We start from the raw sequence: 13,363 nt of genomic DNA, 5'->3' as shown, positions 1-13,363 counted from the left end.
TCTGGGTGGAGTTCATTGGATGGAAAAGAAAAATGCAGGTGAAATATCCACCTGCATTTTGTAGCGTCATCGACTAAGAAAGATCGCCAATTTTGGCTTAAGCTTAGTCTTTTTCTTTGCCTTCTGGCCAGATAACAGCTTGTCCACAGATTACATCTTCGCCGTTGAAAGTCAGAGATGGAGACCCATAGAGTTGGTATCCATCTTCCAAAGCCTGAGAGATGCGTTTGCAAAACTTATCGTCATCTTTACCAGTGATAAAACGATACCCTAATTTCATCGTCTTTCCTTCACCTCAGGTCGTTAGAGAATAAATTTCGACAGATCAGTATCTTTGGCCAGGCCAGATACCTGTTCTGTTACATCGTCAGCAGTGATTGTCACGCTTTCGCCGCTTCTGTCTGTGGCTGTGAAAGAGATTTCTTCCAACAGCTTTTCAAGCACGGTATGAAGACGACGGGCACCGATATTTTCAACAGAAGTATTGATTTCAGCTGCAAGATCCGCAAGGGCATCAATGGCAGAATCTTCAAAGGAAAGTGTTAGCTCTTCGGTACCCATCAAGGCAATATATTGCTTGATCAGGCTGTTTTCAGGCTCCATGAGGATACGTTTCATATCATCACGGCTCAGGGCGTTCAGCTCAACGCGAATAGGCAGGCGTCCCTGAAGCTCTGGCAGCATGTCCGATGGTTTGGACAGGTGGAATGCCCCGGAAGCGATGAAGAGAATGTGGTCGGTTTTAACTGCGCCATGTTTGGTGCTAACAGTTGTCCCCTCGATCAGGGGGAGAAGATCACGTTGAACCCCTTCCCGGCTGACATCGCCACCGGAACGTTCCGAGCGGATGGTGATTTTGTCGATCTCATCCAGGAATACGATCCCGTTTTGCTCAACATTACGTATTGCGTCTTGGACAAGGCTTTCTTCATCTAGCAGCTTGTCACTTTCTTCTGTCATTAGAAGCTCATAGGACTCTTCGACTTTCAGACGGCGCTTTTTGGTTTTCTGACCAAAGCCTTTGCCAAAGATATCACCGAGATTGAGCATTCCCATGCTTGCGCCCGGCATGCCTGGAATATCCATTGTTGGCATTTGCATGCCGCCGTGGTCAGTCACTTCGACTTCGATCTCTTTGTCGTTTAGTTGGCCTTCGCGTAGCATTTTCCGGAACTTTTGCCGGGTTTCTTCGCTTGATCCTTCGCCAACCAAGGCATCAAGAACACGATTTTCCGCATTCTGTTCTGCCTGTGCCTTGACGGATTTACGCTGACTTTCTTTTGTTAACAGAATGGAAGCATCAACCAGATCACGAATGATCTGCTCAACATCACGACCCACATAGCCGACCTCGGTGAACTTGGTTGCTTCCACTTTCAGGAAAGGCGCATTGGCAAGTTTTGCTAAACGGCGGGCAATTTCAGTTTTACCAACACCGGTCGGGCCGATCATGAGAATGTTTTTTGGGAGAACTTCGTCGCGCATATCGTCGCTGAGCTGTTGGCGTCTCCAACGGTTGCGCAGGGCAATGGCAACAGCACGTTTGGCTTCATTCTGGCCAACAATGTAACGATCTAGCTCTGAGACTATTTCACGTGGGCTAAAAGAGCTGGCGTGTTGGATGTTATTTTCGGTCATTATTTGGCGTCCATACTTTCGACGATCAAATTGGAGTTAGTGAAAACGCAGATATCAGCGGCAATACCAAGAGACTTTCTGGCGATCTCTTCGGCTTCCATACCATCGATATCAATAAGTGCTTTTGCTGCAGAGAGGGCAAAAGATCCGCCGGATCCAATACCCATCAAGCCATCTTCCGGTTCCAGAACATCGCCGTTACCGGTCAAAATCAAGGAGGTTGTGGAATCAGCAACAACCATCATTGCTTCAAGTCGGCGAAGATAGCGATCGGTCCGCCAGTCCTTTGCCATTTCGACACAAGCGCGTGTGAGTTGGCTTGGATAGCTTTCCAGCTTGGCTTCCAGACGCTCGAAAAGAGTGAAAGCATCGGCAGTTGCCCCGGCAAAACCAGCGATAACATCGCCTTTGCCAAGTCTGCGTACTTTGCGTGCATTTGCTTTGATAACGGTGTTGCCCAGGCTCACTTGGCCATCGCCGGCTATAACAACCTTGTTACCTTTGCGGACAGACAAGATCGTCGTGCCGCGCCATTTAATTGGATCGTGTTCAGACATTGTTTTGAAATGGTCCATTCACTGCTTCACGTCAAGGGATGATCATACGAGAAAGGTATGTTTGTGCTGAGAAAAGCTGAAATTATGTACTTTTTCAGCAACCTGTTTTCGTAAATGTTTTGTTATCGTCTTCTTATCATACTCTGGCCATAGGTAATACAAGCTATAACATGGCATGACAACCGCACCTGCGGGTCATTTATTTGATCTATTAAAGAATGTTTTTGGTCAAAAAGAGACCTTTGATGTTTTAATCTGCGTGATGGATTAAATCTCTCTGGCATCGTGGGGGCTGACCTGTTACAAAAGCCGCGGCTTTACTAGAGAAAAAGCCGTTTAGTCGTCTATACAATTTTGGACAATTTACGGATAGACTTTTGGGTCTGAACATCCGAGCAGTCATTGGGAAGGATACCCCCGTGCGGCAAGCAAATATCGAGCGTAACACCAACGAAACGCAAATTACGGCAACCATCAATCTGGATGGTTCCGGTAAATACGATGTGGAAACAGGTGTTGGATTTCTTGATCATATGATCGAGCAGCTTTCTCGACATTCCTTGATGGACATAACGCTACGCGCCAAGGGTGACTTGCACATTGATTTTCACCACACCGCCGAAGATGTGGGGATCGCTTTGGGACAGGCTTTTAAACAGGCCTTGGGGGATCGCAAGGGCATTCGTCGTTACGGTTCTTGTCTTTTACCCATGGATGAAGCTTTGAGCCGGGTTGCACTGGATCTGTCCAATCGTCCCTATTTGGTTTGGAACGTGACCTTTGATCGCGATAAAATTGGCGATATGGATACTGAACTCTTCCGTGAGTGGTTTCAGGCCTTTGCCTTTAACGCGGGAATGACGTTGCACGTGGATCAGATTCACGGGTTTAACAACCACCATATCATCGAAGCTTGCTTCAAAGCTTTGGCCCGATCCATTCGTGAAGCAATCGAGATTGATCCACGCAAAGCGGATGAAGTTCCTTCGACCAAAGGTGTGCTCTGATCATTCTGAGCAGATAGCAAACTTTTCAAAGTAAACGTGATGAGGCATTGAAAATGACGCTCGCGATCATTGACTATGGATCTGGAAATTTACGCTCGGCCGCTAAGGCTTTTGAGCGTGCTGCTGCGGAATCTGGCCTGGGAACATCTGTTGTTGTGACAAGTGATCCTGAACAGGTGCGAAAAGCAGATCGTATTGTACTACCTGGTGTTGGCGCTTTTGCTGATTGTTGGCGCGGTCTGAATGCTGCCGAGGGCATGATCGATGTCCTACAGGAACAGGTTATTCAAGGTGGCAAGCCCTTTATGGGTGTTTGCGTCGGCATGCAGTTAATGGCGTCGGTTGGCCGTGAATATAAAGATTGTGAAGGTTTGGGCTGGATCCCTGGCGAAGTTATCAAAATGGACCCGGAAGACCACAGTTTGAAGATCCCGCATATGGGGTGGAATGAGTTGTGTGTCCTACGGAAGAGCCCCGTTTTGAACGGACTGGAAAACGGGACGCATATTTACTTTGTCCACAGCTATCACTATATCCCAGAAAGCCGGGATCATATCCTTGCTGAAGTTGAGTATGGTCACAAAGTTGTTGCTGTTATCGGACGTGATAATTTGATTGGTACTCAATTTCACCCTGAAAAATCTCAAGCTGCTGGTTTGAACCTATTTGCCAATTTCCTAAAGTGGACCCCATGAACGCAACGCCCACTATGCCAGATCGTGCACCCACCGTCGGCGTGAACGAACTAACAGAATTTCGCGGACCGGATCTCTATGATCTTTGTGACGCGACAGAAGCTGCTATTGAAGATGGTGGCGGTTTTGGATGGCTGCGTGTTCCCGAACGCGACACGCTGGAAAATCATTGGCGCGGGGCGTTGCTGATTCCGGGTCGGCAAATTTTTGTGGCGCGGCTTGATGGTACCATCTGTGGATCAGCCCAATTGCACTGTCAGCCACGCAACAATGAAGCACAGGCCCATTCCGGTCAGTTGTCCTCCTTCTTTCTTGCGCCTTGGGCCCGAGGTCACGGACTGGCAGCTCAGATGGTCAAGGCGGTTGAGTTGGCCGCGAAAGAGCGTCAATTGAGCGTTCTCAATCTAGACGTACGAGAAACACAGAAACAGGCTATTCGTGTCTACGAGCAACTGGGTTTCACACGCTGGGGCACGCAACACAGCTACGCCAAGGTAGATGGGCAGTGGGTTGCCGGGCATTATTACAGCAAACTTTTGAATAATTCCTGAAGGTAGAAGACCATGATCGTATTTCCGGCAATTGATCTGAAGGATGGGGAAGCTGTCCGCCTGTTGAAGGGTGAAATGAATACAGCAACTGTTTTCAATTCAAATCCTGCAGCACAGGCAAAAGAGTTTGAAGACGCTGGATTTGAATTTCTGCACATGGTTGATTTGAACGGTGCCTTTGAAGGGCGTCCGGTGAACCGGGCAGTCGTCGAAAATATTGTTAAAACAGTTTCCATGCCGACCCAGCTTGGCGGTGGTATTCGCGATATCAAGACCATTGAACAGTGGCTGGATGCCGGGGTTACGCGGGTTATTTTGGGAACCGTTGCAGTTAAAAACCCTGAGTTGGTTATGGAAGCCTGTAAAAAATTCCCGGGCAAAATCGTTGTGGGCATTGATGCACGGGGTGGCATGGTTGCGACCGAGGGTTGGGCTGAAACCAGTGACCTCAAAGCAACAGATCTGGCTCGTAAGTTTGAAGATGCTGGCGTTAGTGCCATTGTCTATACCGACATTGATCGTGACGGTTTGCTTCAGGGCTGTAATGTTGACTCAACAGCCAATCTGGCGCGGGCGATTTCAATTCCTGTGATCGCATCCGGTGGCGTTGCTTCGGTTGAGGATATCAAGCAGCTAAAGCTGGTTGAAGACGCCGGGATTGAAGGGGTGATCTGTGGGCGTTCCATTTACGATGGGCGTATTGATGCCAAAGAAGCACTTGCGATTGCTTCTGGTGCAATTGCCACGCGTTAGTCTGGTTGATGCATAACCAAACTGTCATTTGTAATCGACAGAAAGTCGCTTGATATTATTGGTGATATTACGGGGTGAAAACCTCAGAAGTTCCGGAGTTGTTAAATGCTTAAGGCAAGAATTATTCCCTGTCTTGATGTGAAAGATGGACGCGTTGTAAAGGGTGTGAACTTTGTTGGATTGCGTGATGCTGGCGATCCGGTTGAACAGGCACGTCTTTATGATAAAGCGGGCGCTGATGAGCTTTGTTTTCTGGATATTACCGCGAGTCATGAAAAGCGGGACATCATGTTGGATGTGGTTTCCCAAACGGCAGAAGAGTGTTTTATGCCTCTGACGGTTGGCGGTGGTATTCGCACACTTGAAGATATCAGAAGTTTGTTGCTTGCAGGCGCAGACAAGGTTTCCATTAATACAACGGCTGTTACCAATCCTGAATTTGTCAAAGAAGCGAGTGAAAAGTTTGGTTCTCAGTGCATTGTTGTCGCGATTGATGCGAAACAGGTAGCACCGGGGAAATATGAAATTTTCACTCATGGTGGTCGCAAGGAAACCGGTCTGGATGCGGTTGAATGGGCTCAAAAGATGGAACGCTACGGTGCCGGTGAGCTGCTTTTGACCTCTATGGATCGTGATGGCACGAAACAGGGGTATAACTTGCCTTTAACCCGGGCAATTGCAGATGCTGTGCGTATCCCAGTAATTGCTTCCGGAGGGGTTGGAAACCTTGACCATTTGGTTGATGGGGTCAAAGAAGGTCATGCGACGGCTGTGCTCGCAGCATCGATTTTCCATTTCGGCACTTACAGCATTGCAGAAGCAAAAGAGCATATGGCACAGGCAGGGGTTCCTGTCAGAACTGTTTAGACGAATATTGGATCAGGCAAATGGCGAAAAAGAAACTATCGGCAGATATTCTGGATGAACTTCACCACGTTATCGTCAAACGTAAGGGTGACAATCCAGAAGAATCTCATACGGCGCGCCTGTTTTCAAAGGGTGTAAACAAGATCGCCCAGAAGGTTGGGGAAGAAGCGGTTGAGACCGTTATTGAGGCTGTGGGTGGATCAAAAGAAGAGCTTGCGGCTGAATCGGCTGATCTGCTTTACCATCTTTTGGTGCTTTGGGAAGCGCGAGGCGTAAAACCTTGTGATGTGTGGGAAGCACTGGAAGGCCGCAAAGGTATCTCCGGTATCGCCGAGAAAGCGTCCCGTATAAAATACTGATCTTACCTGTGGCTGGGCTGCAGGTCATCTTGACGGATCATACGGGCTGTTGTTTTATAAGATAATCATATTTTAAAGGAATAATAACAATGGCCTATGATCAAAATAATATCTTTGCAAAAATTCTCAGAGGCGAAATTCCTTGTGAGAAAGTTTTTGAAAATGAGCATGTTCTGGCTTTCAATGATATTGCCCGTAAAGCTCCGGTTCATATTTTGATTATTCCAAAAGGGTCTTATGTTTCCTTTGCTGATTTCTCTGAAAAAGCATCTGCTGATGAAATTGTTGCCTTGAACCGTGCCATCGGTGAGATTGCGAAAGAAAAGGGCATTGTTGAATCCGGCTATCGGGTTATTTCAAACCACGAAGCCCATGCGCATCAGGAAGTGCCACATTACCATGTGCATTTACTTGGCGGTGCAGATCTCGGGGGATGTTTTAATTAACATCCGCCTTGGCGGCTATAGTTCAATTTTGAAACGGAGGCTTTGAAGCCTCCGTTTTTTTATGTGCGTTATGGCTTCAATTTTATACTGCCATATCAGCAGGGAAATGAAGCTGAGCAATTGTTCCTCTCCCCTTCGCGCTAGCGAGTTTGAGGCTGCCACCATTGATAACCGTCAGGGATCTTGATAGAGGAAGTCCCAGACCTGTACCTTCATATTTTCGCTCTATGCTGTTATCTACCTGGGTAAAGGGTCGCAAAGCGAGTTTAATTTCTGCTTTGCTCATACCAATCCCGGTGTCTTCAATTTGGATTTGAAAACCGTCTTGTTTTGAATAGTTAGCTGTGATTGTGACGAGGCCTTGATCATTTGTAAACTTGAGCGCGTTAGAGAGCAAGTTGAGTAAGGTCTGTTTCAAACTTCTTTCGTCGATGTGAATTCTAGGAATCTCTTTGGAAACATTTGTCTGTAGCGAAATGCCTGTATTGATTGCTTTTCGCTGTACGATTTGAATGGTGTGTGCAATTGCTGTCCGCAGGCAAACATTTGTTTTAATAAGATTTAACTCACCTGCCTCAATCATGGAAAGATCAAGAATATCATTAATGATTCCCAAGAGGTGACTGCCGCTATGGTGAATATCACTGACGTATTCCTGATATCGTGGGTGGCCTAAATCGCCGAAGATTTTTTGCTCCATTACTTCGGAAAAACCAATAATGGCATTCAGTGGTGTCCTGAGTTCATGGGTCATCGCTGAGAGAAAAGCTGTTTTTGCCATACTGGCTCGTTCTGCATGGTCTTTCGCGATCCGCAGGGCACGCTCAACCTTTTTGATTTCGGTTAGCTCGACATCTATGCAGTACATTTCGTGCTCGTTATGAGAATTCAAAAGCATGATGTGGCTGGAATAGACGGGTATTTTATGCCCATTCTTGTTTTTGAGGATGGTTTCGCCAGAGGGAATTGGTTGATTTTGCTCTAGCCATTGTTGATGGACAGCGATGACATGGTCTCGCATGCCTTCGGGTATGATCAGGTCTTCCAGCTTTTTCCCAAGTGCTTCTGGTTGTTCATATCCATAAAGCTGTGTACTGGCATTATTCCAATAGATAACACGCCTGTTCTGGTCATAACCCTGAACGGCTATGTTTTCAATCTGATCAAAAATTGCCCGGAATCTGGCTTCTGGCAGTAAGCTGGTTTCAGCTGAAGCATCGTGCTTTTCTATTGGTTCTACATAGCCTTCAAAAGCTATAATAGAACCATAGCGATCTCGCACTGCGACACAGTGCTCTTTTACCCATTGGGTCGTGCCGTCTACCTTGAATATTTGATAGACAATCTGGCTGAGTTGGTTCTGTTTTTTCAGGCGATCATAGATGTCTCTTCGTAAATCGGGATCTGTGTAGAGTTGACAGTTGGGTGATCGGGTATATTCAAAAAATTCTTCGACTGTATTGAGGCCAAAAAGACGGGCATAGGCGGGATTTACAGCAGAAAAATACCCCTCAAAGTCTGTACGGTACATACCGAAAGGGCAGTTATTTACGAGACTCTCACACGAACCAATTTCACTTATTTCTGAGGGACGCAGTGACTTGATTTCATTTATTGCGAGCATTGCGAGTCCTGTTAAAATTAAAAGGAACAAACGCACAAGTTGTTATTAATTATAGACTCATATTGAAATTGTTTTTAGTAAAACTTTAGTGAAATGATATTTTTATTATTAATCAGTACCTTATAAAATTAATTATTATAAACTAATGTTTATATTGTTTAAACTAAAGGTTGTTATTTTCTAGAGCTTAGGTGTGGTTAATACATGGTTTTGTGTGGAGTCCCGGGCTCGCAAACGATTTCTTCTCTCTTCTTAAAGCGTCAAGTACTTGGGAAAGCTATTTCCAATAAAGCAAATGATTACTAAACTGTCCAAACTACCGGGTTGGGAGAAATAAAGTGCTGAAGGTTCATACGCTAAACATAGACGAGATTTATGTACCAGCAGGACGCCGTAAAGAGTTTGACCCTGAAAAGTTGAAAATCACTGCTGACAAGATCATGGAAGAGACAGAGCAGACCCCTATAAGCGTTCGTCAGGGAAAAGGTCGTTATGTGTTACTGAGAGGAATACATAGACTTGAAGCCCGCAAGGCTTTGGGAGAGACGACAATTAAAGGACATATACTGCACGCCAAACAAAGATAGTTTTTGGTGAACATTTTCAGGTTAATTGTTGCAAAGCGTTTCTATATAAATCTGTCATCTCTATTAATGCGCTCTACTTTTTCGGCTTTCTATAACGTAGGGCTTCGGCAATGTGCTTTGTCTGTATCATGTCCTGACGATCTAGATCAGCGATGGTTCGTGAAACCTTTAGAACACGATGATAGGCCCTGGCGGAGAGTTTGAATTTCTCTGATGCACGTTGCATTAATTCTTTTTCCTTAGGGCCAAGGAAAGCAATTTTATCCAGAGTTTCGCCTTCTGCTTCTGCATTACAATGGGGGCGATTTTGCTTCGGATAAGCTGCATACCTTTGTGTTTGGATATCACGTGCAGCCTGAACCCGAAGGGCTACATCATGACTTCCTTCTTCAGGGGGCGGTAGAGATAAGTCAGATGCTCTGACGGGTGGAACGTCGAGATAAAGATCAATACGATCATAAAGTGGTGCTGAAATGCGGGCCTGATATTGCGTGCTGCATCTTGCCCCTCTGGCACAGATCTGGGTAACCGGATCAACTTCTCCACAGCGGCAGGGATTCATTGCAGCAATCATTTGGACACGTGCAGGGTAGGTAATATGGGCTTCTGCTCGGGCAATGGAGATTTTTCCGGTCTCTAACGGCTGTCGTAAGGTTTCGAGCACATTGCGATTAAATTCGGGGAGTTCGTCGAGAAAGAGAACACCTCTGTGAGCCAAGGATATTTCTCCGGGTTTTGCTTTGGGTCCGCCGCCAGCAATGGCGGGAGCAGAGGCAGAGTGGTGTGGATCTCTGTAGGGACGCAAACTTTCCAGTGACCCATTTTTCAATAAACCAGCGAGTGAATGAATCATGCTGACTTCGAGGATCTCTTCGGGCAAAAGTTCTGGCAAAATCGAAGGAAGCCGAGAGGCAAGCATTGATTTGCCCGATCCTGGCGGGCCATTAAAAAGTAAATGGTGTCCGCCGGCAGCAGCGATTTCAAGCACACGTTTAGCTGTTTCTTGCCCCTTTACATCCCTTAGGTCTGGCAGATGACGGCGGTCATTTGCGGGTTGGGGTAATGCTGTTTTCGGGGGTGAGAGTATCTGTCGCCCATTAATATGGTTCGTGAGGGCTAAAAGACTGGAAGGAGCAACAATCTCTAACCCTTTCACCCATGCAGCTTCTGCGCCCTGGCTTTCAGGGCAAATAATGCCCTTATCATTTGCCAGTGCCTGTAAAGCTGCAGGCAAAATGCCATTTACTGCCCGGATGGTCCCATCCAGAGCCAATTCCCCGAGAACAAGATAGGTCGTTAGCTCGCTTGCTGGCACAACTTCCATAGCGGCAAGTATGCCGAGTGCGATGGGAAGGTCGTAATGACTGCCTTCTTTCTGTAAATCGGCCGGGGCCAGGTTGACTGTGATTCTTTTGGGTGGAAGAGCGAGCCCGATTGCTGTTAAGGCTGCACGCACTCTCTCACGACTTTCTGCAACGGCTTTATCAGGTAGTCCAACAATGTTAAATGCGGGCAATCCGCTCGATAGTTGGACTTGCACTTCGATGTTGCGAACTTCTATACCCTGAAAAGAGACGGTATTGATCTGAACTGTCATCTTCTTTTACCTGAATAGAACAAAAAGAGAACTGAGTGTAACACTCTTTGATGCACGTAAAAGAAGAAATTTGTATTTTGAGTGTAATTTACTGTATCGGCTTATCTATTTGCGAGATCAAGAGCAGGGTCAATAGTATGCTCGCTGAAAACAGTAATGCCGTTCGCACGCAACAGATCAGTGACGATGCCTGAACCGTTGATTTTTGTTCCGGTAAAGGAACCATCATAGATAAAATCGCTGCCACAGGAGGGACTACCCTCTTTGAGAATGGCTATTTTGATATTGTGATCTTGGCACATAGCCAATGCTTTTTCGGCTCCGAGGATAAAGGCATCGGTATAATCTTTGCCCGTTTGGTCTTGTATGCGCTCAGATATACGTTCCGCCGGAGCCCTAGGTGTTGGCAGTCCACCAGCGACTTCCGGACAAAGTAAAACAATACGCCCCTGTTTTTGTAGATGCTGTAGCTTTTCCAGGCCCTTCGATGCGTACCTTCCGTCATACCGTACAGGCTTTCCCATTAAACAGGCGCTTACAAGTATTTTGGCGCTTGCGACTTCAATGGAAGGGGGAGATGTATCGGATACTCCGGGGGTATTTTTCATGGTGGTTTTTTTATTAGGACGATTGCTCATAATGACTGTGTTTAGCCTTCGTAGTTCACAGAAATTTAGACATTAAATGCCGTGGATGAAGTTCGAATCCCAACCGTTTATAGAGTGCTTTTGCCCGGGGATTACTTTGTTCAACCTCTAACACGACACGTTGTGCCCCCAGTTTTTTTGACTGCTCACAGGCATATTCTAGTGCTTTTGTACCAATGCCCTGCTTTCTGTAAGTCTTTTCAACAAAAAGCTCGTCGATAAAAAAATCACGCCCTCCTGTTTCCAGAGAAAATCCCAGTGATACACAGAGATAGCCGATTATAGCCTGTTCTTTTTCAATTACCCAAAGCTTTGCCAGTGGTTCTCCGGATAATATGGCGGTAATGGCTTTTTCTATTCTGGTATTTCCATAGCTATTTCCGTCTTCTAGATAAAAGCTCTTTGCCATTTCAATGACGGTTGCTTTGTCTGAATTTTGAACTTCTCTAAACATCTATATGCCTTGTGCTAATCCGGGAATTCAAGAATATTATCTACCCATATTCCTTATTTCTCAGGTTTCTTCTCGGGGAATATTGTCTTCCAAAGTGTAATAATCACCTTTGAAACGACAGAAGATATGGCGTTTCGTTTTTAGTTGAGATGTATCATCAAGTGATCCGGCTGAAATTGCATAGTAGTCGCCTTCTTCACCATCTTTATTCAGCTTCCAGAATAGAGAAGATCCACAGGTTGCGCAAAAACCACGTCTGGCGTGATCGGAAGATTTATACCATGTCAGGCTTGTGAGAGAAGATGTGAACGTCAGCAGCTCGGTAGGACAATCTGTAGAGGCCCAGAAGTGACCGGACCATTGCCGGCACTGTTGACAATGGCATGCCGAAATATCATTGAGCTCAGATTTTACTTCAAAGCGAATACTTCCGCAAAGACATCTGCCAGTGTATTTGGTGCTTTTGGGATCTGTATCAGGCATATGATCAAGCTTCCTGCTTATTTTATGGATGATTTTGTGTTCTATAGACACAAAAAAGAACAAAGATAGAACTCGAGGTTAAGATCACCTGTTCTATCTTGCTTTGTCAATCGTACTTAATAGAAAGGCTGTGGCGAGGTTTAAGGAGATATTTTTTCGAGTTCCAGCAATCCAAAGTATATCAAAAGAGGAACTGGGAGCGTCGCTAAACTCAGGGTCAGAAAGAACTTAGTAAAGGTGAGCTTCTTGCTGGCGCCACTGATAAAAGAGATTCCACCACCACCGCCAACAATAGCATTTCCGGGCAGATTGATAAGAAGAGCCAGGGTCAAGTATCGGTATTTTGCGATCCAGGGTATTAGTGTAAATAAAAATGCAAGAGGCCGGGGCATTTCCGTTAGTGGGTAGGAATTTGCTTTGAAGTTTGTCAATTTTGCGAGGTTTTGGAGTTTCTCTGTGGGCCAGAATTGAGGAAAAAAATGACCTATAAAAAATGAAAGACTCAAGCCTCCTAATGTAGCCAGATAAACGACAAAAACGCCTTCTTTCCCAAAAACCGCCATGATAAGCAGACCAATTTCAACGCCGGGCACAAAGGGAACGGATAGCAGAAGCAGATAGATCAAGGCACAAATCAGCAAGGCTTGAAGGCCAAAATACCCTTGAATATCTGCAAGCAGGGAAATGACTTCTGGCCTGTCCATGTAGATAAAATGAACCGCCAAAGTCACAAAACAGCTCCAGAATACTATGAGAACGGTGCTTTTGATGCCCGGATTATCAAAGAGCGGTAATAGCCGGAAAACAAGAACAAGCAATGTACTGAGAGATAAACACTGTAACAGATATCGTGATAACCAAGCGGAACGATTAACATCCATATCAAGTGTTAAATAGGTAAAAACAAAAAAGAGAACTGTTAGGCCAGCCGTAACCAACTTGGAGAATTTTGACATGTCATCTGCATTCTCGGGTGACATAACTTTCCTGATAAAGTTTCGCCTGTTTGTTGAGGACAATAGGTTCTCAAGATTATAGGGGATATTCTGGCCCTTAATTCGCAGGCATGAAAGCCCAAAAGAAAAAAGAGGACCGAAG

The 13,363-nt window shown here is 45.8% G+C and carries 17 protein-coding genes; 8 read left to right on the top strand and 9 right to left on the bottom strand.

The window, feature by feature from the left end; all coding sequences use genetic code 11:
* Positions 1-103: 103 nt before the first annotated feature.
* Genes BKB51_RS13010 through hslV form a run of 3 tightly spaced genes read right to left on the bottom strand, consistent with a single transcriptional unit; the run spans position 104 to position 2,195 of the window.
* Entirely contained in the window at positions 104-280 is a 177-nt protein-coding gene (locus BKB51_RS13010; protein WP_085901535.1) for a DUF1737 domain-containing protein, read from the bottom strand.
* A gap of 23 nt (positions 281-303) precedes the next feature.
* A complete protein-coding gene (hslU, locus tag BKB51_RS13005; RefSeq protein WP_085901534.1) occupies positions 304-1,638 on the bottom strand; it encodes an ATP-dependent protease ATPase subunit HslU in 1,335 nt (444 codons plus the stop codon).
* Entirely contained in the window at positions 1,638-2,195 is a 558-nt protein-coding gene (gene hslV, locus BKB51_RS13000) for an ATP-dependent protease subunit HslV (protein WP_085901820.1), read from the bottom strand. Before hslV ends, hslU begins: the two co-directional genes overlap by 1 nt.
* Before the next feature lie 419 nt (positions 2,196-2,614).
* On the opposite strand from hslV, the gene hisB reads away from it, so the two are divergent.
* The 7 genes from hisB (at position 2,615) to BKB51_RS12965 (ending at position 6,873) form a co-directional block, all read left to right on the top strand.
* Positions 2,615-3,202, top strand: coding sequence for an imidazoleglycerol-phosphate dehydratase HisB (gene hisB / locus BKB51_RS12995; RefSeq protein ID WP_085901533.1), 588 nt, complete (start codon positions 2,615-2,617; stop codon positions 3,200-3,202).
* A gap of 53 nt (positions 3,203-3,255) precedes the next feature.
* Positions 3,256-3,897 (top strand): imidazole glycerol phosphate synthase subunit HisH, encoded by a 642-nt coding sequence (hisH, locus tag BKB51_RS12990; RefSeq protein WP_085901532.1) that lies wholly within the window; start codon positions 3,256-3,258, stop codon positions 3,895-3,897.
* A complete protein-coding gene (locus BKB51_RS12985) occupies positions 3,894-4,448 on the top strand; it encodes a GNAT family N-acetyltransferase (protein WP_338066536.1) in 555 nt (184 codons plus the stop codon). The genes hisH and BKB51_RS12985 overlap by 4 nt, the downstream gene beginning before the upstream one ends.
* Before the next feature lie 12 nt (positions 4,449-4,460).
* Positions 4,461-5,201, top strand: a complete 741-nt coding sequence (hisA, locus tag BKB51_RS12980; protein ID WP_085901531.1) for a 1-(5-phosphoribosyl)-5-[(5-phosphoribosylamino)methylideneamino]imidazole-4-carboxamide isomerase — start codon at positions 4,461-4,463, stop codon at positions 5,199-5,201.
* A gap of 105 nt (positions 5,202-5,306) precedes the next feature.
* Positions 5,307-6,068 (top strand): imidazole glycerol phosphate synthase subunit HisF, encoded by a 762-nt coding sequence (gene hisF / locus BKB51_RS12975; protein ID WP_085901530.1) that lies wholly within the window; start codon positions 5,307-5,309, stop codon positions 6,066-6,068.
* 20 nt (positions 6,069-6,088) lie between these two features.
* Positions 6,089-6,427 carry a phosphoribosyl-ATP diphosphatase gene (locus BKB51_RS12970; RefSeq protein WP_085901529.1) on the top strand — a complete coding sequence of 113 codons (339 nt, stop codon included), beginning with the start codon at positions 6,089-6,091 and terminating at the stop codon, positions 6,425-6,427.
* A gap of 89 nt (positions 6,428-6,516) precedes the next feature.
* Complete coding sequence (locus tag BKB51_RS12965; protein WP_085901528.1) at positions 6,517-6,873, top strand: histidine triad nucleotide-binding protein; 357 nt, start codon at positions 6,517-6,519, stop codon at positions 6,871-6,873.
* An 82-nt stretch (positions 6,874-6,955) separates the two neighbouring features.
* On the opposite strand, the gene BKB51_RS12960 is transcribed toward BKB51_RS12965, so the two are convergent.
* Positions 6,956-8,497: a PAS domain-containing sensor histidine kinase gene (locus tag BKB51_RS12960; protein WP_085901527.1), complete on the bottom strand. Its 1,542-nt coding sequence runs from the start codon at positions 8,495-8,497 to the stop codon at positions 6,956-6,958.
* Positions 8,498-8,835: 338 nt separating this feature from the next.
* Here BKB51_RS12960 and BKB51_RS12955 point away from each other — a divergent pair, with 338 nt between their 5' ends.
* Complete coding sequence (locus tag BKB51_RS12955) at positions 8,836-9,084, top strand: ParB N-terminal domain-containing protein (protein ID WP_085901526.1); 249 nt, start codon at positions 8,836-8,838, stop codon at positions 9,082-9,084.
* 73 nt (positions 9,085-9,157) lie between these two features.
* Here the strand turns inward: BKB51_RS12955 and BKB51_RS12950 are convergent, their stop codons facing one another.
* The 5 genes from BKB51_RS12950 to BKB51_RS12930 form a co-directional block, all read right to left on the bottom strand.
* Positions 9,158-10,681 (bottom strand): YifB family Mg chelatase-like AAA ATPase, encoded by a 1,524-nt coding sequence (locus BKB51_RS12950; RefSeq protein ID WP_085901525.1) that lies wholly within the window; start codon positions 10,679-10,681, stop codon positions 9,158-9,160.
* Positions 10,682-10,782: 101 nt separating this feature from the next.
* Complete coding sequence (locus BKB51_RS12945) at positions 10,783-11,319, bottom strand: 2-thiouracil desulfurase family protein (protein ID WP_245813277.1); 537 nt, start codon at positions 11,317-11,319, stop codon at positions 10,783-10,785.
* Positions 11,320-11,344: 25 nt separating this feature from the next.
* Positions 11,345-11,782: a GNAT family N-acetyltransferase gene (locus BKB51_RS12940; RefSeq protein WP_085901524.1), complete on the bottom strand. Its 438-nt coding sequence runs from the start codon at positions 11,780-11,782 to the stop codon at positions 11,345-11,347.
* Between the two features lie 60 nt (positions 11,783-11,842).
* Complete coding sequence (locus BKB51_RS12935; RefSeq protein ID WP_085901523.1) at positions 11,843-12,265, bottom strand: GFA family protein; 423 nt, start codon at positions 12,263-12,265, stop codon at positions 11,843-11,845.
* Positions 12,266-12,405: 140 nt separating this feature from the next.
* Positions 12,406-13,245: a hypothetical protein gene (locus BKB51_RS12930; RefSeq protein WP_085901522.1), complete on the bottom strand. Its 840-nt coding sequence runs from the start codon at positions 13,243-13,245 to the stop codon at positions 12,406-12,408.
* Positions 13,246-13,363: the final 118 nt, after the last annotated feature.

This window comes from Kiloniella majae (assembly GCF_002118315.1).
GTDB classification, from domain to species: domain Bacteria; phylum Pseudomonadota; class Alphaproteobacteria; order Kiloniellales; family Kiloniellaceae; genus Kiloniella; species Kiloniella majae.
Note: the sequence above shows the minus strand (reverse complement) of the source record. Positions and strands in the feature narration are given on the sequence as shown.